Origin of the sequence: Acidovorax sp. K2F (genome assembly GCF_025246485.1) — a bacterium.
GTDB classification, from domain to species: Bacteria; Pseudomonadota; Gammaproteobacteria; order Burkholderiales; family Burkholderiaceae_C; genus Acidovorax; species Acidovorax delafieldii.
The window spans coordinates 1-20,207 of the sequence record NZ_JAOBSQ010000034.1 but is presented as its reverse complement, the minus strand read 5'-3'; the positions used below and the strand labels follow the sequence as shown (position 1 = coordinate 20,207).

The following is a 20,207-nucleotide window of genomic DNA, read 5'->3' as shown; positions in this document are numbered from 1 at the left end:
GAGAGAAGGCATCCACAGGCCACCTGCGCCAAGCTCTTAGAATCGCCCCACCACTGGGGAGACCGATGAAATACCTCCTGTGGCTGCTCAAGGCAGCCATTTTTTTTACGCTCTTCGCCTTCGCGCTGAACAACCAGCAGGATGCGACTGTGCATTTCTTCTTTGGCACGCAATGGCGCGCGCCGCTGGTGCTGGTGGTGCTGACCGCATTTGCCGCAGGTCTGGTCGTTGGGGCCTTGGGCATGGTGCCGCGCTGGTGGCGCCACCGCAACGCTGCACGCCGCGCCCAGGCAGCAGTCGTGGTTGCACCAACGCCCGTAACGGCCCCCGCCGCCAGCGCCACCCCGGCAGCGCCCCCACCACCTCCTGACCTGCCTTCGATCCATGGAATTTGACCTGAGCTGGATACTGCTGGGCCTGCCCCTGGCGTTTGTGCTGGGCTGGCTGGCGTCGCGTTTTGACCTGCGCCAGCTGCGCGCCGAAAACCGCCGCGCCCCAAAGGCGTACTTCAAGGGCCTGAACTTCCTGCTCAACGAGCAGCAGGACCAAGCCATCGACGCCTTCATCGAGGCCGTGCAGAACGACCCCGACACCTCCGAGCTGCACTTCGCCCTGGGCAACCTGTTTCGCCGCCGGGGCGAATACGACCGCGCCGTGCGCGTGCATGAGCATCTGCTCTCGCGCGGCGACCTCTCCCGCACCGACCGCGAGCGCGCCCAGCATGCGCTGGCCCTCGACTTCCTGAAGGCCGGGCTGCTTGACCGCGCCGAAGATGCGCTGCAGCGCCTGGAGGGCACCCCGTTCGAGGCCCAGGCCCGCCTGGCGCTGCTGGCCATCTACGAACGTTCGCGCGACTGGCCCCATGCCGCCAGCATTGCCCGCAAGATGCACGCCGCCGACCAGGGCGACTTCAGCACGAGGCAGGCGCACTACCTGTGCGAGCAGGCCTTGGCGCTGATCGCGCAGGGCGACCTGCCCGGCGCCCAGGCCCTGCTGGACCAAGCCGTGGCTGCCGCCCCCGAGGCAGCGCGCGCACGCATCGAACTGGCTCGCCTGCAGCGCCTGATGGGTCAGCCGGCTGCCGTGCTGTCCACGCTCAAGTCGCTGGGCGAGCGCAACCCCGCTGCGCTTCCCCTGGCCGCCCCGCTGATGGTCGAAGCCGCAACAGCCACCGGCCGCACCCCCGAAGTCCACGCCCTGCTGCAGGCCCACTATGCGCAAGCGCCTTCGCTGGATGTGCTGGAAAGCATCGTGGCCATGGAAGCCGCCGACGAGGCCACCCGCCCATCCGCCCGCCAGCGTTATGTGGAGCACCTGGACAAGGAGCGCTCCCTGGTCGCTGCTGCCAAATGGCTGGCCACCGAAAAGCTGGAACACGAAGAATTCCACCCCCAGGTTCAACGTGCCCTGGACCATGCCGTCAAGCCCCTGACCCGCTACCGCTGCGCGGCCTGTGGCTTCGAGGCGCGCCAGCATTTCTGGCAATGCCCCGGCTGCCAGACCTGGGACAGCTACCCCGCACGCCGGGTCGAAGAACTCTGACCCAAGCCTTCATCCACAACGCTGTAAGACCCTTGCCATGCTGAAGAAACTGCTGACCCTGCTGGTTGCCACGCTGCTCGCCACCGCCACCTGGGCCGCCGTGGACGTGAACACCGCCACCGAGGCCGAACTCGACGGCATCAAGGGCATTGGGCCCGGCCTGTCGGGCCGCATCCTCCAGGAGCGCCAGAGTGCCCCCTTCAAGGACTGGGTCGACTTCATCGGCCGTGTGGGTGGCGTGGGCAACAAAAGTGCCGTCGACTTCTCCAAAGAGGGCCTGACCGTCAACGGCAAGAAGTACAGCGCAGCAGCCGCCGCCAAGGCAGAGGCCAAATACAGCAAAAAGCACAGCAGCTCTCAGGCATCAGACCGCAAGGCCCGTGGCAGCGCTGACAAGGAGGCCGCAACGGCAACCACGCCAGCCACACCACCCGCCACTGCGACTGCGGCACCGGCCGCGCCAGCACCCGCCCCAGCAACCGGCGATAGCAAAAACTAAGCACCCTTCACAAGCAGCAAGCCCGCTCCCGCGGGCTTGTTTTTTTTTGCGGCAGGGCATACGCGACAGCAAGGGGCGGGCAGGGTTTTTAGGGGCTGCCCCCAGGGCGTGTCCCCCTTCAATTCCCCCACGCGAAAGCCATCCAGGCCGTGCAGTGCCAGGCGCACTGAGCGCCGTGTAGCTTGGCTACACAAGCGAAGGGAAACGACGCAATGTGCGGCTTGGCTGGCTCTCCCTTCGGGCTGGCTGCGCAATGCGGCGTCTGCATTGTCGGGCATCCATCCGCATTGCACCGCCAGCGCGTGGGGGAATTGAAGGGGGACACGCCCTAGAATCAATCGCGCATGCCCCTGATCACGCTCATCCTTCTTCCCTTCATCGGCAGCCTGCTGGCAGCGGTTCTGCCCTCCAACGCCCGCAATACCGAGTCCACCCTGGCAGGACTCATCGCCTTGTTCTGCACCGTGCAGGTGGCGCTCTACTTCCCGCAGATTGCAGACGGCGGCGTGATCCGGCAAGAGCTGGCCTGGCTGCCCGCGCTGGGCCTGAACCTCGTCATCCGCATGGACGGCTTCGCCTGGATGTTCTGCATGCTGGTGCTGGGCGTGGGCAGCCTGGTGGTGCTGTATGCGCGCTACTACATGTCTGCGGCCGACCCGGTGCCGCGTTTCTTCTCGTTTTTTCTGGCCTTCATGGGTGCGATGGCAGGCGTGGTGCTGTCGGGCAACATCATCCAGATTGCGTTTTTCTGGGAGCTGACCAGCCTGTTTTCCTTCCTGCTGATCGGCTACTGGCACCACCGCAAGGATGCGCGGCGCGGGGCGCGCATGGCCCTCACCGTCACCGGCACAGGGGGGCTGGCCATGCTGGCGGGCATGCTGGTGCTGGGGCACATCGTTGGCAGCTACGACCTCGATCATGTGCTCGCCGCCGGCCAGCTCATCCAGAACCACGCGCTATACACCACCGCGCTCGTCTTGATTCTGCTGGGCGCGCTCACCAAAAGCGCGCAGTTCCCGTTCCACTTCTGGCTGCCCCACGCCATGGCCGCGCCCACGCCTGTGTCGGCGTACCTGCATTCGGCCACCATGGTCAAAGCGGGCGTGTTTCTGCTGGCGCGCCTGTGGCCCGCGCTGGCGGGCACCGAGCAGTGGTTCTGGCTGGTGGGCGGCGCGGGCCTGGCCACCTTGCTGGTGGGCGGCTACGCGGCCATGTTCCAGAACGACCTCAAGGGGCTGCTGGCGTACTCGACCATCTCGCACCTGGGTCTCATCACCCTGCTGCTGGGCCTGAACAGCCCGCTGGCCGCCGTGGCGGCCGTGTTCCACATCATGAACCACGCCACCTTCAAGGCCTCGCTGTTCATGGCCGTGGGCATCGTGGACCATGAAAGCGGCACGCGGGACATCCGGCGCCTGTCGGGCCTGCGCACCATGATGCCGATCACCGCCACCCTGGCCATGGTGGCCAGTGCAGCCATGGCGGGCGTGCCGCTGCTCAATGGCTTCCTGTCCAAGGAAATGTTCTTTGCCGAGACGGTGTACGTGAACACCACGCCATTGCTCGAATGGCTGCTGCCGGTGGCCGCTACGGTGGCCGGCATGTTCAGCGTGGCGTACTCGCTGCGCTTCACGGTGGACGTGTTCTTTGGCCCGCCCGCCACCGACCTGCCGCGCCCGCCCCACGAGCCGCCGCACTGGATGCGCGTGCCGGTGGAACTGCTGGTGCTGGCCTGCCTCGTGGTGGGCACGTTGCCCGCATGGTCGGTGGGGGCCTACCTGGCCGCTGCCGCACGGCCCGTGGTGGGAGGCGAACTGCCCACGTACAGCCTGGCGGTCTGGCATGGGTTCAACACCCCCTTTGTGATGAGCCTGGTGGCTTTGGTCGGGGGCATCGCGCTCTACGCGCTGCTGCGCTGGCAGCGCGACAAGGGCGCCATCGATGCACCCCCGGTCATGCGCCGCATCAGCGGCCAGCGGGCGTTTGAGGCCACGCTGGCCCTGCTCAGCCTGATGGGCCGCAACGGCCGCCGACTGCTGGGCACAGGTCGCCTGCAGTGGCAAATGCTGTGGCTGGTGTGCGCCGCGCTGGTGGCGGGCGCCCTGCCCCTGTGGGCGCGGGGCCTGCCGATTGGCGATCGTGTGCAGCTGCCGCTGTCGCCTGCCTTTGCACTGCTGTGGCTGCTGGGTGCCGTGTGCGCCGTGGCGGCAGCCTGGCAAGCCAAATACCACCGGCTGGCGGCACTGACGCTGCTGGGTGGCTCCGGGCTGTGCGTGTGCCTCACGTTCCTTTGGTTCTCGGCGCCCGACCTTGCGCTCACGCAGATCGTGGTGGAGGTGGTGACCACTATCCTCATTCTGTTGGGCCTGCGCTGGCTGCCGCGGCGCGACGAGAGCCTGCGCGTGCCCACGCTGGCCGAAGAGCGCCGCACCCAGCTGCGCCGCTACCGCGACATGGCGCTGACGTTGACAGCAGGGGGTGGCATGGCGCTGCTGTCGTTCGCGATGATGAGCCGCCCCTTCCCCGACAGCACCTCCACCTTCTTCCTGGAGCGTGCGCTTACCGAAGGGGGCGGCACCAACGTGGTCAACGTCATGCTGGTGGATTTCCGGGGCTTCGACACCTTTGGCGAGATCGTGGTGCTGGGCATCGTGGCCCTGACGGTGTACGCGCTGCTGCGGCGCTTCCGCCCTGCGCGCGAGGTGATGGACCTGCCGCCCCAGCAGCGCGCACTGCCCGCCGATGTCGACACCGACCTCGCCAACCCACGCCAGACTGCCGACACCGCCGTGGGCTACCTCATGGTGCCCGCCGTGCTGGTGCGGCTGATGCTGCCCTTTGCCACGCTGGTCGCGGTCTACCTCTTCATGCGCGGCCACAACGAGCCCGGCGGCGGCTTTGTGGCGGGGCTGGTGTTCTCGGTGGCCCTGCTGCTGCAGTACATCGTCTCGGGCACCTCGTGGGTCGAGGCGCATCTGCCGCTGTACCCGCGCCGCTGGATCGGTGTGGGCCTGCTCGCCGCGCTGGCCACAGGCCTGGGCGCACTGGCCTGGGGCTATCCGTTTTTGACCAGCCACACGGCGCATTTTTCGCTGCCTGTGGTGGGTGAGATCCACGTGGCCAGCGCGCTGTTCTTCGACATCGGCGTGTTCACCCTGGTGGTGGGCTCCACCATGCTCATCCTCACCGGCATTGCCCACCAGTCGGTGCGTAGCCACCGCTACAACAACGCACGCGCGGCCGAAGAAGCCCAGGCCGCCGCCACACCGGGAGAAGGTCCATGGAACTGATACTGGCCCTGGCCATCGGCGTGCTCACCGGCTCCGGCGTGTGGCTGCTGCTGCGGCCCCGCACCTTCCAGGTCATCATGGGCCTGTCGCTGCTGTCGTACGCGGTCAACCTCTTCATTTTCAGCATGGGCCGCCTGGGCCTCGCGATTGACAAGGAGCCCGTGCTGCAGCCCGGGGTGCCGCAAGACCTGGCCCACTATGCCGACCCCATGCCTCAGGCACTCACGCTCACGGCCATCGTGATCGGCTTTGCCATGACCGCCCTCTTCCTCGTGGTGTTGCTGGCATCGCGCGGCATGGCAGGCACCGACCATGTGGACGGCACCAAGGGTAAAGACGTGCAGGAAATGCCATGACGGGAGGCACGAGCATCACCGCATCGATCACCGCGTGGCTGATGCCACACCTGATCCTCGCGCCCATTGCGCTGCCCCTGCTCACTGCCGGGCTCATGCTACTGCTGCGCGAGGAACGCCAGCGCACCAAGGTCACGCTCAACATCACATCGACCCTGGTCGGCCTGGTGGTGGCTGTGTTGCTGCTGGTGCAGGCCAAGGAGCCCAGCGTGCAGACCAGCCTGGGCGTGTACCTGCCGGGCAACTGGCCGGCGCCGTTCGGCATCGTGCTGGTCATCGACCGCCTGTCGGCCATGATGCTGGTGCTGACCAGCACAGTGGCGCTCGCCACGGTGCTGTTCTCGGCCGCGCGCTGGCACCGGGCGGGTGTGCACTTTCACCCCCTGTTCCAGTTCCAGCTCATGGGGCTGGCAGGCGCGTTCCTCACGGCCGACCTGTTCAACCTGTTTGTGTTCTTCGAGATCATGCTGGCGGCGTCCTACGGGCTGCTGCTGCACGGCTCGGGCCGCCCGCGCGTGTCGGCGGGGCTGCACTACATCGCCATCAACCTCGCCGCCTCTTCGTTGTTCCTCATCGGGGTGTCGATGCTGTACGGCATCACCGGCACGCTCAACATGGCCGACCTGGCCCAGAGCATTGCGGGTGTGGCCGTGGCAGACCGGGGGCTGCTGCATGCGGCCGCGGCCATTCTGGCGGTCGCGTTCCTCATCAAGGCCGCCGTGTGGCCGCTCAACTTCTGGCTGGTGCCTGCCTACAGCGCGGCCACGGCGCCCGTGGGTGCGCTTTTCGCGCTCATGACCAAGGTGGGCGTGTACAGCGTGCTGCGGCTGTGGACACTGCTGTTTGGCGCCGAGGCCGGTGAATCCGCGCTGTTTGGCAGCCAGTGGCTCATTGGCGGCGGCATGCTGACCATGGCCTTTGGTGCGATCGGTATGCTGGGCTCGCAGCGGCTGGGGCACCTGGCAGGGTTCAGCGCCGTGCTGTCGTCGGGCACACTGCTGGCCGCCGTGGGCTTCGGGCAAAACCTGCTCACGGGTGGACTGCTGTACTACCTGCTCAGTTCTACCCTGGCCGTGAGTGCGCTGTTCCTGCTCACCGACCTGATCGACCGCTGGCGCAACAACGGTGCCAACCTCGCTCCGTATGAGCAGACCGACGACGCACCCTTTCTGTCGGCCGACCTGGTGCCCACCGAGGGCATGAACCTGGACGACAAGGAACAGGCGCTGATCGGCCAGGTCATCCCCGCCGCAGCGGCCTTTCTGGGCCTGGCGTTCATGGCCTGCACGCTGGTCATTGCGGGCCTGCCGCCCTTGCCCGGTTTTGTGGGCAAGTTCGCCATGATCCACGCACTGCTCAACCCGCTGGGGCTGGGCGCGGCCCAGGGCATCCGCCTGGGCGCTGCGGGCTGGATGCTGGTGGCGTTGCTGGTGAGCTCGGGGCTGCTGGCGCTGCTGGCACTCACACGCGCGGGCATTCGCCATTTCTGGTCGGCCCAGGGCCGTGCTTCACCGCAGCTTTTGGTGCTGGAGGGGCTGCCCATTGCGCTGCTGCTGCTGGCTTGCGTGGCGCTGGTGTGGCAGGCTGGGGCAGTGATGCGCTACACCCAGGCCACGGCCGATGCCCTGCATGCGCCCAGCACTTACGTGCGTGCGGTGATGACCGCTGCGCCCGTCGCGGCTTCGCCTGCGGCGATGCCTGAAACCACGCCACCGGGGGACAAGCCATGACCCAACCTGCTCAACCTGCGGCGTCCAACGCCCCCGCCATGCCGCCACGCCCGGGTCCATTGCGGCGCCTGGTGCCGGCCCCGCTGCTCTCGCTGGCGCTCCTGGGCCTGTGGCTGCTGCTCAACCGCAGCCTGAGCGCGGGCCACTTCGTGCTGGGCACGGTGCTGGCACTGGCCATCCCGCTGCTCACCGCCGGGCTGCGCCCGCTGCCAGTGCGCATCCGCAAGCCGGGCACCGTCCTGCGCCTGGCACTCACGGTGGTGGCAGACACCACCCGGTCCAACCTGGCCGTGGCCCGCCTGCTGCTGGCACCCGGCCGCAGGCGCCACCCTGCGGGCTTTGTGCACATCCCGCTGGACGTGCGAGACCCCAACGCATTGGCCGTGCTGGCGATGATCGTGTGCATCACACCCGGTACCGCGTGGGCCGAGATTTCGCTGGACCGCAGCATGCTGCTGCTGCACGTGCTGGAGTTGGACGACCCCGCCACGGTGATCGCTGACGTGAAGCAGCGCTACGAGACGCCCCTGATGGAGATTTTTGAATGACCCCCGTGCTGGACTGGGCCCTGCCGGCCGCCCTGCTCATGCTCGCGCTGGCCATGGGCTGCGCGTTGATCCGACTGCTCAAGGGCCCTTCCGCGCAAGACCGCGTGCTGGCGCTGGACTGCATGTACTTGAGCGGCATGCTGGTGATGCTGGTTCTGGGCCTGCTCTACGGCAGCAAGAACTACTTTGAGGCCGCACTACTGCTGGCGCTGCTCAGCTTTGTCGGCTCCATGGCCATGGCCAAGTTTTTGCTGCGCGGCGAGGTGATCGAATGACCGAAGCCGCCACCACCGCCACCGCTGTTCTTCCGCTGTGGCTGGAAATCATCGTGGCCGTGCTGGTGCTGGCCGGTGCCGCGCTGGCCCTGCTGGGCTCCATCGGCTTGCTGCGCCTGCCGACCTTTTTTGAACGGGTGCACGCGCCCTCCATCATTGCCACGCTGGGCTGTTGGCTGATCATGCACGGCACCGTGCTGTACTTCTCGGTGGCCGACCGCAGCCTGGCGCTGCATGCGCTGCTGATCGCCGTGTTCGTGGCGATCACAGTGCCGGTGATGTCGATCTTTCTCATGCGCGCGGCGCTGTTCCGCGCACGGCAGGCCGGGCGCAACGTGCCGCCCAGCCTGAGCCAACCCAAGGTGGGAGTGAACACGGAAGTCAAAAACGCCTGATCAAAAACTCCTGATTTGATAGCTGCAGGCGCATATAAAACATGCGCTTGCGGCACTTTTGGCTCTTATTTCGCCCCCGACACACCAAACCCGCCGCCGCCGGGGGTGTGAATCTCGAACACATCGCCCGGCAGCATCTCTGCCTGTCCGATGTGGTCCAGCAGCTCCACCCGACCATCGCTGCGCACCACCTTGTTGATACCCACGGCCCCCGGCTGACCACCCGCCATGCCAAACGCGCCATGGTGGCGCCCGTTCGACAAGATGCTGGCCGTCATCGGCTCCAGGAAGCGCACACGGCGCACGCCCCCGTCGCCACCTTTCCACTGCCCGGCGCCGCCCGAGCCCTTGCGGATCTCGTAGCCCTCCAGCCGCACGGGGAAGCGGAACTCCAGCACCTCGGGGTCCGTCAGGCGCGAGTTGGTCATATGGCATTGCACGACGCTGGTGCCACCAAAACCGCCCACCAGCTGCCCGTTGGCATCCCACACACCGCCCGCGCCGCTGCCGCCCGAGATGGTCTCGTAGTACTGGTAGCGCGTGCTGCCAAAGGTAAAGTTGTTCATGGTGCACTGCCCCGCCGCCATCAGGCCCAGTGCGCCGTACAGCGCATTGGTGATGCAGGTGGACGTTTCCACATTGCCAGCCACCACTGACGCTGGTGGGTTGGGGTTGAGCATGCTGCCGGGCGGGATGATGACGTTGAGCGGCTTGAGGCACCCGGCGTTCAGCGGAATGTCGTCATCCACCAGCGTGCGGAACACATACAGCACCGCCGCCATGCACACCGCCGTGGGCGCGTTGAAGTTGTTGGTCTGCTGCGGGCTGGTGCCGGTGAAGTCGATGGTGGCGCTGCGGCTCGCTGCATCCACCTTCACGGCCACACTGATCTGCGCGCCGTTGTCCAGAGGCAGCGTGAACGCACCATCCTTGAGCCGTGTGATGACACGGCGCACGGACTCTTCGGCGTTGTCCTGCACATGACGCATATAGGCCTGCACCACGTCCAGCCCAAACTCGGCCACCATGCGGCGCAGCTCCTGCTGGCCTTTCTCGTTGGCGGCGATCTGCGCGCGCAGGTCGGCCATGTTCTGCTGCGGGTTGCGGGATGGATATTCGCCGCTTTCCAGCAGCGCAATCATCTCCGCCTCGCGCAGCACGCCGCGCTCCACCAGCTTCACGTTGTTGATCTGCACGCCCTCTTCTTCAATGCGCGTGGAGAACGGCGGCATGGAGCCTGGCGTGGTGCCGCCCACATCGGCGTGGTGGCCCCGGCTGCCCACATAGAACGTAGGCTCGGCCTCGTTGGCGATGTAGACCGGCGTGATGACCGTGATGTCTGGCAGGTGCGTGCCACCGTGGTACGGGTCGTTGAGCACGAACACATCGCCAGGCTGCATGCGGCCCGCGTTCTCGCGGATCACCGTCTTGATGCTCTCGCCCATGCTGCCCAGGTGCACGGGCATGTGGGGCGCGTTGGCGATCAGGTTGCCTGCGGTGTCAAACAGCGCGCAGCTGAAGTCCAGGCGCTCTTTGATGTTGACCGAGTACGCCGTGTTCTGCAGCTGCAGCCCCATCTGCTCGGCAATGTTCATGAACAGGTTGTTGAACACCTCCAGCAGCACCGGGTCCACCGTGGTGCCCACAGCATGCTGCACGGCACGCGCCACACGGCGGTTGAGCAGCAGGTGGTCCAGGTCGGTGAGCGCGGCCTCCCAGCCGGGCTCCACTATTGTTGTAGCGTTCTTCTCGGCAATGATGGCGGGGCCGGGGATCACGTCGCCAGGGCGCAGGTCCTCGCGCACCACAAGGGCGGCGTCGTGCCATGCAGGCACGCCATCGATGCCACCGGTGTACATGCGCACGGTGCTGCGGCGCGGCACCTCGCGCGCGGGCTGTAGCGTGTGGCGTGGCTCCACGGGCGCGTCGCCGGGCACCACGGCCTCGACGGACACGGCCTCCACCACCAGGCCCTTGCCCTGCATGAGGAACGCAAACCGCTGGCGGTAGGCGTTCTCGAACGCGGCGGTGATTTCGGCCAGCGAGCCAAATGGCACGATGAGTGCGGAGTCGCTGCCCTCGTAGCGCACATGCACGCGGCGGTGCACCACGGCTGTGCCCGCGCCCACCTGCTGGCGCTCCAGCTCGGTGCGTGCGGTGGTGGCCAGTTGCTCCAGCGTGGCTTCGATGCCTGCCAGCGCCTCGGGCGCCAGTTTGGCCTCCACCGCCTGCTCACGGATCACGTTCTGGTCCGCCAAGCCCATCCCGTAGGCGCTGAGCACACCCGCCAGCGGGTGCACAAACACGCGCGTCATGCCCAAAGCATCGGCCACCAAACAGGCATGCTGGCCGCCCGCGCCGCCAAAACACTGCAGCGTGTAGCGTGTCACGTCATAGCCGCGCGCCACGCTGATCTTCTTGATGGCATTGGCCATCTGCTGCACAGCGATCTGGATGAAACCGTGGGCCACATCCTCGGCCTTGCGCCCGGTCTGCGTGGCAAGGCCGTCGAATTTTTGCGCTACCGCGTCGCCGTCCAGCGCCTCGTTGGCCCCATGGCCAAACACCTTCGGGAAGTGCGCGGGCTGGATCTTGCCCACCATCACGTTCGCATCGGTCACGGCCAGCGGGCCGCCACGCCGGTAGCTGGCGGGGCCAGGGTTGGCGCCCGCGCTTTCGGGGCCGACGCGGAAACGTGCGCCGTCAAAACCGAGGATGGAGCCGCCACCGGCCGCCACGGTGTGGATGCTCATCATGGGCGCCCGCATGCGCACGCCCGCCACCTGCGTCTCGAACTCGCGCTCGAACTCGCCCGCGTAGTGGCTCACGTCGGTGCTGGTGCCCCCCATGTCAAAGCCGATGACCTTGTCGTGGCCTGCCAAACCGGCGGTGCGGGCCATGCCGACGATGCCGCCTGCGGGGCCGCTCAGGATCGCGTCCTTGCCCTGGAACACCTGCGCATCCGTGAGGCCGCCCGACGACTGCATGAAGAACAGCTTCACGCCCGGCATTTCGCTCGCCACCTGGTCCACATAGCGGCGCAGGATGGGCGACAGGTACGCATCCACCACCGTGGTGTCGCCCCGGCTCACCAGCTTCATCATGGGGCTGGTGGCGTGCGATGCGCTCACCTGCGTAAAGCCGATTTCGCGCGCGATGCGGGCCGCCGCTTCTTCGTGTGCGGTGTAGCGGTAGCCGTGCATGAACACGATGGCCGCGCTGCGCAGGCCCGCGTCGTAGGCCGCCCACAGGCGTTCCTTCAGGTGGGCTTCGTCCAGCGGCTCGATCACTTCGCCCTGTGCACCCATGCGCTCCTGCGCTTCGATCACGCGCTCGTACAGCAGCTCAGGCAGCACGATGTGGCGGTCAAACAAACGGGGGCGGTTCTGGTACGCAATGCGCAGCGAGTCCTTGAAGCCCTTGGTGGTGATGAGCAGCGTGGGCTCGCCCTTGCGCTCCAGCAGCGCGTTGGTGGCCACGGTGGTGCCCATCTTCACGCATTCCACCAGCTCGGGCGTCACGGGCTCGCCGGGCGCCAGGCCCAACAGGTGGCGAATGCCGGCCACCGCCGCGTCCTTGTACTGCTCGGGGTTCTCGGACAGCAGCTTGTGCGTGACCAAGGTGCCGTCCGGGCGCTTTCCCACCACGTCAGTGAAGGTGCCGCCCCGGTCGATCCAGAACTGCCAGCGGGACAAAGGAGAAACTTGTTGGGACATGATGACGCTATCTAATCAATAGCTGCCAGCGCATTGAATACCTGCGCTACAGCCGCATTCCATTCAAAAAACCAGAAACCAGGGGCAGGTTGTCACAGCGACGCTGCGGAGCGCGCTGCCTGGTCATACATGCCCGAGAGCACACGCAGCAAACGGGCCAGTTCGCCGATGTCGCGGTTGAGCGCGTCATCGGCATTCAAGGCATCGATGAGGCAGCTCTCGCGGATCTCTCGGTAGCGCTGCACATAGGCGCGGCCGGTGTCGGTGGCGGCATAGGTGACTTCCTTGCCGTTCTTCTGCGAGGCGACCACGCCCAGGGTCTGCAGCTTTTTGAGCGAGTAGTTCACCAGGTGCGTGTCTTCCACGTTCATGATGAAGCAGATGTCGGCCAGTCGCTTGTCGCGCGCACGGTGCGTGACGTGGTGCAGCACCACCACGTCGAGCGGCGTCAGGTCCTTGAGACCCGCCGCCGCCATGCAGTGCACCACCCAGCGGTGGAAAGCGTTGCCCGCCACGATGAGGCCGAACTCGAACTCGCTCATCTCTGCACTCTGCGCCGACACCAGATGCGCCGACGACACGATGGGACCGGAGTCGGTTTTGGCCTTGGGCTTGGGCTTGGCGTCAGATTTCATGGCGGGTTCAGGCCTGCGGGTTCTGTCATTGGCACGGGATATGCATGAGGCATTGTAGGCAAGTCGATGGTAATTTGTTGGCAATTTGTCAGCGTTTAGGCAAAACACCTATCGCAATCGGATCGGCTTCCGATACAGTGATTTGTTACATCCAATCTTGTACATACAACCCTGCGGAGCAATATCCATGAAGCGTCGAATCTTCCCCGTGACCGCACTCGCCCTGACCCTGGCTGCGGGCCTGTCTGCCACCTCGGCATTCGCCCAGACCAAGTGGGACTTGGCCGCCGCCTACCCTGCCACCAACTTCCACACCGAAAACATGGTGCAGCTGGCCAGCGATGTGGACAAGGCCACGGGCGGCAAGCTCAAGATCACGGTGCATGCCAACGCCGCGCTGTTCAAGGCCCCTGAAATCAAGCGAGCTGTGCAAGGCGGCCAGGCGCAGATGGGCGAGATCCTGCTGGCCAACTTCCAGAACGAATGGCAGCTGTTTGGCGTGGATGGCCTGCCCTTCCTGGCCGATAGCTACGACGCCTCCAAGAAGCTCTACGCCGCCCAAAAGCCCTTCCTGGAAAAGAAGCTGGCTGAGCAGGGAATGATGCTGCTGTACGCCGTGGCCTGGCCTCCACAAGGCATCTACACCAAGAAGCCGCTGGCCTCTGCCGCCGACCTCAAGGGCATCAAGTGGCGCGCCTACAGCCCTGCCACCGCCCGCATTGCCGAGCTGGTCGGCGCCCAGCCCGTGACGGTGCAGGCCGCAGAGTTCTCGCAGGCGCTCGCCACGGGCGTGGTCGAATCGACGATGACCTCGGGCGCCACCGGTGTGGACAGCAAGCTGTACGAGCACCTCAAGTTCTACTACGACACCCAGGCTTGGCTGCCCAAGAACGCCGTGCTGGTGAACAAGAAGGCGTTTGACGCGCTGGACAAGCCCAGCCAGGACGCGCTGCTGAAGGCCGGTGCCGACGCCGAAGCACGCGGCTGGGCCAACAGTGCCAAGGTCAACACCGACACCGTCGCCAAGCTCAAGGCCAATGGCATGGACGTGGTGACCCCACCGGCCGCCCTGAAGGCCGACATGGCCAAGGTGGGCGACACCATGCTCAAGGAATGGCTGGACAAGGCCGGCCCCGAAGGCAAGGCGCTCATCGACGCCTACCGCAAGTAAGCCCAGGCGCCCAAGCACATGCGTCGTCTGCTGGACTTTCTGTACGACAGCGCCGCCGCCCTGGCGGCGCTTTTCATGGTCGGCTTGTTGGGGATGGTGCTGCTGTCCATCGCCAGCCGCCAGTTCCACTTCCACGTGCCGGGCACGGATGCCTATGCGGGCTATCTGATGGCCGCATCGGGCTTCTTGGCGCTCGCCCACACCTTGAAGCGCGGCGAGCACATCCGCGTCACGCTGCTGCTCAACTTTCTGAAGGGCGGCGCCAAGAAGGCGTTCGAGATCTGGGCTTTGGCCATTGCCACCCTGCTGGCCGTGCTGTTCGCGGTGTACAGCTGCAAGCTGGCCTGGCAGTCGCACGAATTCCACGACATCTCCACCAGCAGCGACGCCACGCCTCTGTGGATTCCACAGATCGCCATGGCCTTGGGCACCGTGATTCTGGCGATCGCGTTCCTGGACGAGCTGGTGCTGGAGATGATGGGCAAGCGTGTGGATGCCTCCTCCGGCGAAGCATTGCGCAATGAATAACCCCTGCTGCACAACCTACCATGAGTGATCTCGCCATAACCGGCCTGCTCGTACTGTCATTGTTCCTGATCCTGGGCAGCGGCGTATGGATCGGGCTCACCCTCTCCGGCGTCGCCTGGATCGCCATGCAGCTGTTCTCCGCCCGCCCGGCGGGCGATGCGATGGCCGTGACCATCTGGGGCAGCGCCTCCAGCTGGACCCTCACCGCCCTGCCCCTGTTCATCTGGATGGGCGAAATCCTGTTTCGCACGCGGCTGTCGCAAGACATGTTCAAGGGGCTGGCCCCCTGGGTGCAGGCGCTGCCGGGCCGCCTGCTGCACACCAACGTGGTGGGCTGCACGATTTTTGCGGCCGTGTCGGGGTCGAGTGCCGCCACCTGCGCCACCATCGGCAAGATGACGCTGCCCGAACTGACACGCCGGGGCTACCCTGAGCACATGGTGGTGGGCACCCTGGCCGGGGCCAGCACGCTGGGCCTCTTGATCCCGCCGTCGATCATCATGATCGTCTATGGCGTATCGGCCGAAGTGTCCATCTCGCAGCTGTTCATTGCGGGCGTGCTGCCGGGCATTCTGCTGGCCGCGCTGTTTTCGGGGTACATCATGCTGTGGGCGCTGCGCCACCCCGACCAAGTGCCCGCCGCCGACGTGCGCCTGACTTTTGCGCAAAAGCTGGCCGAGTCGCGCAGCCTGATTCCGGTGGTGCTGCTGATTGCGGCCGTGCTGGGCAGCATCTACACCGGCTTTGCCACAGCCACCGAAGCCGCAGCCGTGGGTGTGGTCGGCTCACTGGTTCTCTCGGCCGTGCAGGGCTCGATGAGCTGGAGCACCTTCAAGGAATCGCTGATGGGCGCCACGCGCCTGTACTGCATGATTGCGCTGATCCTGGCCGGTGCCGCGTTTCTCACGCTATCGATGGGCTATATCGGTCTGCCGCGCCACCTGGCGGAATGGATCGCGTCGCTGGGCTTGAACCAGGCGCAGCTCATCGTGGCGCTGGCGGTTTTCTACATCATCCTGGGCTGCTTTCTCGACGGCATCTCGATGGTGGTGCTGACCATGGGCGTGCTCATGCCCACGGTGCAGGCAGCCGGCATCGACCCCATCTGGTTCGGCATCTTCATCGTGCTGGTGGTGGAGATGGCGCAGATCACGCCGCCCGTGGGCTTCAACCTGTTTGTGCTGCAGGGCATGACAGGTCGCCAGCTGCCCTGGATCGCCAAGGTGGCCATGCCCATGTTCTTCCTGATGTGTGGCGCCGTGGCGTTGATCTATGTCTTCCCCGGCATCGTGACCTGGCTGCCGCAGCAGATGTCGGCGCGCTGAACGCACCTGCCGCCAGCAGGCACAGCCAAGCGGGGCGCCCCCACCGGGGACGCCCCGCTTGGCGTTTTGAGGGATGGAGGGGAGCCAGTCCGACGCTCCAAAAATCCGGCGACAATGGCCCGATGTTGAACGTTATTGCCATCTGCATCGGCGCCTGTGTGGGCGCACTGGCGCGCTGGCGCCTGGGTCTGTTGCTCAGCCCCGGGGGGCTCATTCCCTGGGGCACGGTGGCCGCCAATCTGGTGGGTGGCTATCTCATCGGGGTGTGCGTCGCTGTGTTCCACGCCATGCCGCAACTCGACCCTGTGTGGCGACTGGCACTGGTCACAGGATTCCTGGGCGCTCTCACCACGTTTTCCAGCTTCTCGGCCGAAGTCGTTGAGATGCTGATGGTGCAGCGCTACGCCCTGGCGCTGGGCACCACCGCACTGCACCTGCTGGGCTCCCTGGGCCTCACGGTGCTTGGCATGCAAACTGCTTCGTATTTCATAGCATCTCGCGCTTGATGTTCCTGCACTAGCACGTCATTTCGTCATCCATTCACGCCACACTGCATGGGCTCTCACCCGCTGCTGCCGGTGCCGCCCCTTTCTTCTCTGTTCATCTACCGATACGCGAGCCCCTCATGGAATCCAACACCCAACTCAACGAACGCCGCCTGGCCGATGCCTGGGCCGAGCTGCACAACCACGCCCACAACGGCAATCCCCTGCAGGCCGACGCCAACCGCATGGCCTTTGCGGACCCCGAATTCATGTTTCGCCGCGAAACCCGGGGCATCCGCTTTCAGCTCGAAATGCTCAAGCCCGACCTGGGCCAGGCCGAACAAGGCATTGAAAGCACTGTGGTGGTGTATGGCAGCGCGCGCTTTGTCGCACCCGACGAAGCCGCAGCACAGCTAGGCGAGGCCGAAGCCAGTGGCGACGCCGAACGCGTGCGCCGCGCACGCCTGGCCGTGCGCAACGCAGGCTATTACGACCTGGCCCGCCAGTTCGCCAAGCTGGTGGCAGACTACAGCGAACGCCAGCGCCCTGCCGACCGCATCTACATCTGCACCGGCGGCGGCCCGGGCATCATGGAGGCCGCCAACCGGGGCGCCCATGATGCGGGTGCACTGAACGTGGGCCTGAACATCGCCCTGCCCCACGAGCAAAGCGGCAACCGCTTCATCTCGCCTTCGCTGTCCTTCAAGTTCCACTACTTCGCGCTGCGCAAGATGCATTTCATGATGCGCGCCAAGGCGCTGGTGGCCTTTCCTGGCGGCTATGGCACGCTGGACGAGCTGTTTGAAGTGCTGACCCTGGTCCAGACCAAAAAGGCCAAACCTGTACCCATCGTGCTGTTCGGCACCGACTACTGGAAGCGCCTCATCAACTTCGACGTGCTGGTGGAAGAAGGCACCATCTCTGCGCAGGACCTCAACCTGTTTCACTACACCGATGACCCTCAGGAGGCCTGGGACCTGATCCGGGCGTTTTACAAGCTCTGAAAGTTAACCCTCCACCGACGCACGCGCGTGTCGGTGGAGTGTTGAGGCCTCTTTCTGCTACCTGATGACAGGCGGTGGCGGCGGAGGTGGCGGGCGCAGAATGATCGGCAGGACCGGGATGAACACGATAGGCGGCCGCACTGTCGGCGGCGGTGGCGCCGTCGTGGCAGGCGGCGGTGCCGTTGTCACCGGCGGTGCCGTAGGCCGCGTGGGTGGCGGTGGCGTAGTCGGTGTCGGGGCGGGCGGCGCTGGAGTACCCGGCTGTGGTGTACCCGTGGGAGGTGGTGGGGGCACGGGCACGGGCGCTGGGGGCGGCGCGGTCTCTGGCGGCGGTGGAACGGGCACAGGGACCGGCGCCGGAACGATGTAGACAAAGGCGCGGCGCCCCTGCACATCCAGCTGGTCGCCCGCCAGTAAGGGTGTCTGAACCTGGGGCACCGGCAACAACGCACGGGTATGGGTATAGACAGGCAAGTCCTGGTCTGAGACCACCAGCACGGCCTCGCCCGCCGTCACACCCACACAACCCGCCTGGGTGCAGACCTCGATCTCGTCCTGCTCCCCTGAGACGAACACCTGGCCGTTGGCATCGATGGCGAGTAAGAAAGCGGAACCCCGGATGCCCACCACCGCCGTCGGTGTGACCACCTTGTAGTTGGCGGGATTGCGTTTGCCGATGAGCCCCGTGAGGGCGCGCATCCCCCCCCGCAGCAGGTTCACCACAAAGTGGTCTTCGCCCGCTCCTGCACCGTCGGCATATCGGGTGACGGTGAATTGCGAGTCTGGGTACAAGGCCACCAGCCCCCCGTCGGAGAACCGTATCTGTGCCCTTCCTTCGGTGCCGGTGAGCACCACATCTCCACCATCGAGTTCGGCACCTTTGGACAAGCGGGACAAGGTCTCGCCCCGCCGCAGCTGCACGTCTCCAGCCGCGAACTGCACCAGCCCCGCAGCGGCCAGCCCGGTCAGGGGCCAGGCCGCCACCATGCCCATCAGCAGCGCCAGCCGCGCGTATTTTTGGTCTGACGTCATAGACAACTCCCAGGTGCATCGGCACAGGACCAGCCATGTAACAGCATTCAGAACTCCCGGCGCACGGTGATGGAGAACACCCGGCGCTCATAGTCGGTGATGGGCAGCGTGGATGCGTTGCGCGTGAACGACCATTGCGGCGTGACCCGCCACCCAGGCGATGGAGTCCAGTTCAGCCCCAGAGCCACCTGGGCCTGCCGGTCGATACGGGTGACCGCGAAAAACGGGTCCTGCCCGCCGTAGCGCCGGTGTTCCCAGTCCGCACTGGCAAACACCGACCACTGAGGCGCCAGGGGCCACTGCCCTCCGGCACGCAGGCCCCACAACCGGTGGCCCAGCGCGTCAGCACCACTGGCCTGCGCGCGCTCCTGACCACCATACACGCCCCCATAGGCCGATGAGCCATTGCGAAACAGATGGGAGTACGAGGTGCCCACCACGCTGCGGCGCACATTGCGCAAGGCCTGGTCGGGGTAACGCACGTCGAGCACCTGCACAAAGCTGCCCCACTGGCGAAAACCGTCTATGCGGTAAATCCATTCACCCAGCACCCCGCCCATGGTGCGCAGCCGCGTGCCGTCCAGCGCGTAGTAAGACCCTTGGCCAGACGCAATCAGCTCATGGCGCTCGGCCCGCCATGCCAAGCCCAGGGTGCCATCCAGTGCTGTGTGGTCGAACCGGTCTGCGTTGCCCCCGTAGTGCCGGGCAGCCCCCACGGCTGTGCCCACCACCGACCAGCGCGAATTGAGTACCGCCCGCCCCCGCAGCCCCGCTTGCGCCACCACATAGTTGCCCGAGGTCGCCAGGGCCTCGGGCAGCAGCGCCCACGCCGGCGTGCCAGGCACTGGAGACTGCAGTTCGCTCACCACGGGCGCTGCATTGGCATTGGAGTCATGGCCGACGCCCAACTCCACGTAGCCCTTGAGCGAAGAGCGCCCTCCGGCATCCAGGCGATCGTAGGAATACAGAAACTGATCCAGCGTGTGCCCGGCATCCACCGGAATGAGTGCGGCCTGCACCGGCGCGGGCAAGGCCATCACGCCCCGGCGGTCGCCCACAGCCTGCAAGGATTGCCCGAGCGCTACCTGGGCCTCCGTGCTGCCGGGTTGAGCAGCCAGCCAGCGCTCTCGCGCCATGATGGCGCGCGTGTATTGCCCGGCGGCATGCGCAGCATCGCCCATGGCGGCATCAAACACGGGGTCGCCAGCGCGCTGGGCCTCCTGCGCATCCAGCAAGCGGAACGCCTGAAGTGCCTGACCCTGCTGAACCAGCGCCAACGCTTGCTGTACCAGGTCATCAGCCCGCGCCACGCATGACAGACTGCCTCCCCAGGCCAGAACCGCGCACCATGGCAACACGCGCCGTGACCAAATTCGCAGGTACATGAACGCCCCCTCTCGAAACCCGCTGCCGGGTGGGGACAATTTACACCTGTTTACCCTTTTTGGGGGGACTCTGCGGAGTGGTTTTCGCCCATACGCCACGCCATCCGTGCACCGGCCCCCACGGCGCAGCCCACCACCCAGAACAGCCCTCCCACCCCAATCACGGCCCCCGCAGAGCCAAAAAGCATGGGCATGAGCACGCTGGATGCGTTGATGGCCATGAGCCGCAGGCCCAGCGCCTCGCCATGGCGGGCCGGCGGCGTGATCTGGTGCAGCAGGCTCATCACCATG

General features: G+C 66.0%; 18 protein-coding genes and 1 pseudogene. 14 read left to right on the top strand and 5 right to left on the bottom strand.

The window, feature by feature from the left end; all coding sequences use genetic code 11:
- Nucleotides 1-65: 65 nt before the first annotated feature.
- From N4G42_RS11895 to mnhG, 9 genes are all read left to right on the top strand, one after another.
- Nucleotides 66-395 (top strand): lipopolysaccharide assembly LapA domain-containing protein, encoded by a 330-nt coding sequence (locus N4G42_RS11895; RefSeq protein ID WP_056063651.1) that lies wholly within the window; start codon nucleotides 66-68, stop codon nucleotides 393-395.
- The gene (gene lapB, locus N4G42_RS11890; RefSeq protein ID WP_260667311.1) at nucleotides 385-1,542 is read left to right on the top strand and encodes a lipopolysaccharide assembly protein LapB; all 1,158 of its coding nucleotides are present in this window, start codon (nucleotides 385-387) and stop codon (nucleotides 1,540-1,542) included. Before N4G42_RS11895 ends, lapB begins: the two co-directional genes overlap by 11 nt.
- Before the next feature lie 37 nt (nucleotides 1,543-1,579).
- Entirely contained in the window at nucleotides 1,580-2,041 is a 462-nt protein-coding gene (locus tag N4G42_RS11885; protein ID WP_260667310.1) for a ComEA family DNA-binding protein, read from the top strand.
- A gap of 344 nt (nucleotides 2,042-2,385) precedes the next feature.
- The gene (locus N4G42_RS11880) at nucleotides 2,386-5,331 is read left to right on the top strand and encodes a monovalent cation/H+ antiporter subunit A (RefSeq protein WP_260667309.1); all 2,946 of its coding nucleotides are present in this window, start codon (nucleotides 2,386-2,388) and stop codon (nucleotides 5,329-5,331) included.
- Nucleotides 5,322-5,687, top strand: a complete 366-nt coding sequence (locus tag N4G42_RS11875; protein ID WP_015014440.1) for a Na+/H+ antiporter subunit C — start codon at nucleotides 5,322-5,324, stop codon at nucleotides 5,685-5,687. The genes N4G42_RS11880 and N4G42_RS11875 overlap by 10 nt, the downstream gene beginning before the upstream one ends.
- Entirely contained in the window at nucleotides 5,684-7,417 is a 1,734-nt protein-coding gene (locus N4G42_RS11870) for a monovalent cation/H+ antiporter subunit D (RefSeq protein ID WP_260667308.1), read from the top strand. Before N4G42_RS11875 ends, N4G42_RS11870 begins: the two co-directional genes overlap by 4 nt.
- Before the next feature lie 38 nt (nucleotides 7,418-7,455).
- Nucleotides 7,456-7,965 carry a Na+/H+ antiporter subunit E gene (locus N4G42_RS11865; protein WP_192421934.1) on the top strand — a complete coding sequence of 170 codons (510 nt, stop codon included), beginning with the start codon at nucleotides 7,456-7,458 and terminating at the stop codon, nucleotides 7,963-7,965.
- On the top strand, nucleotides 7,962-8,240 hold the full coding sequence (locus tag N4G42_RS11860; RefSeq protein WP_099730474.1) for a K+/H+ antiporter subunit F: 279 nt from the start codon (nucleotides 7,962-7,964) through the stop codon (nucleotides 8,238-8,240). Before N4G42_RS11865 ends, N4G42_RS11860 begins: the two co-directional genes overlap by 4 nt.
- Entirely contained in the window at nucleotides 8,237-8,635 is a 399-nt protein-coding gene (mnhG, locus tag N4G42_RS11855) for a monovalent cation/H(+) antiporter subunit G (RefSeq protein ID WP_260667307.1), read from the top strand. The genes N4G42_RS11860 and mnhG overlap by 4 nt, the downstream gene beginning before the upstream one ends.
- A gap of 65 nt (nucleotides 8,636-8,700) precedes the next feature.
- On the opposite strand, the gene N4G42_RS11850 is transcribed toward mnhG, so the two are convergent.
- Together N4G42_RS11850 and N4G42_RS11845 are read right to left on the bottom strand one after the other, a co-directional pair.
- On the bottom strand, nucleotides 8,701-12,351 hold the full coding sequence (locus N4G42_RS11850; protein WP_260667306.1) for a hydantoinase B/oxoprolinase family protein: 3,651 nt from the start codon (nucleotides 12,349-12,351) through the stop codon (nucleotides 8,701-8,703).
- Nucleotides 12,352-12,443: 92 nt separating this feature from the next.
- Nucleotides 12,444-12,986 (bottom strand): winged helix DNA-binding protein, encoded by a 543-nt coding sequence (locus tag N4G42_RS11845; RefSeq protein WP_260667305.1) that lies wholly within the window; start codon nucleotides 12,984-12,986, stop codon nucleotides 12,444-12,446.
- A gap of 187 nt (nucleotides 12,987-13,173) precedes the next feature.
- Between N4G42_RS11845 and N4G42_RS11840 the strand changes: the two genes are divergently transcribed.
- From N4G42_RS11840 to N4G42_RS11820, 5 genes are all read left to right on the top strand, one after another.
- Nucleotides 13,174-14,157: a TRAP transporter substrate-binding protein gene (locus N4G42_RS11840; protein WP_060986440.1), complete on the top strand. Its 984-nt coding sequence runs from the start codon at nucleotides 13,174-13,176 to the stop codon at nucleotides 14,155-14,157.
- 18 nt (nucleotides 14,158-14,175) lie between these two features.
- Nucleotides 14,176-14,685 (top strand): TRAP transporter small permease, encoded by a 510-nt coding sequence (locus N4G42_RS11835; RefSeq protein WP_056746372.1) that lies wholly within the window; start codon nucleotides 14,176-14,178, stop codon nucleotides 14,683-14,685.
- Between the two features lie 20 nt (nucleotides 14,686-14,705).
- On the top strand, nucleotides 14,706-16,010 hold the full coding sequence (locus N4G42_RS11830; RefSeq protein ID WP_260667304.1) for a TRAP transporter large permease: 1,305 nt from the start codon (nucleotides 14,706-14,708) through the stop codon (nucleotides 16,008-16,010).
- Between the two features lie 122 nt (nucleotides 16,011-16,132).
- Nucleotides 16,133-16,516 carry a fluoride efflux transporter CrcB gene (gene crcB, locus N4G42_RS11825; RefSeq protein ID WP_260667303.1) on the top strand — a complete coding sequence of 128 codons (384 nt, stop codon included), beginning with the start codon at nucleotides 16,133-16,135 and terminating at the stop codon, nucleotides 16,514-16,516.
- A gap of 119 nt (nucleotides 16,517-16,635) precedes the next feature.
- Entirely contained in the window at nucleotides 16,636-17,499 is an 864-nt protein-coding gene (locus N4G42_RS11820; RefSeq protein ID WP_260667301.1) for a TIGR00730 family Rossman fold protein, read from the top strand.
- 57 nt (nucleotides 17,500-17,556) lie between these two features.
- Here N4G42_RS11820 and N4G42_RS11815 read toward each other — a convergent pair whose 3' ends face one another.
- From N4G42_RS11815 to N4G42_RS11805, 3 genes and pseudogenes are all read right to left on the bottom strand, one after another.
- Complete coding sequence (locus N4G42_RS11815; RefSeq protein ID WP_260667300.1) at nucleotides 17,557-18,531, bottom strand: FecR family protein; 975 nt, start codon at nucleotides 18,529-18,531, stop codon at nucleotides 17,557-17,559.
- Between the two features lie 47 nt (nucleotides 18,532-18,578).
- Nucleotides 18,579-19,916 (bottom strand): surface lipoprotein assembly modifier, encoded by a 1,338-nt coding sequence (locus N4G42_RS11810; protein WP_260667299.1) that lies wholly within the window; start codon nucleotides 19,914-19,916, stop codon nucleotides 18,579-18,581.
- A gap of 50 nt (nucleotides 19,917-19,966) precedes the next feature.
- Nucleotides 19,967-20,207, bottom strand: a pseudogene (locus N4G42_RS11805) (MFS transporter); the annotation flags it as partial.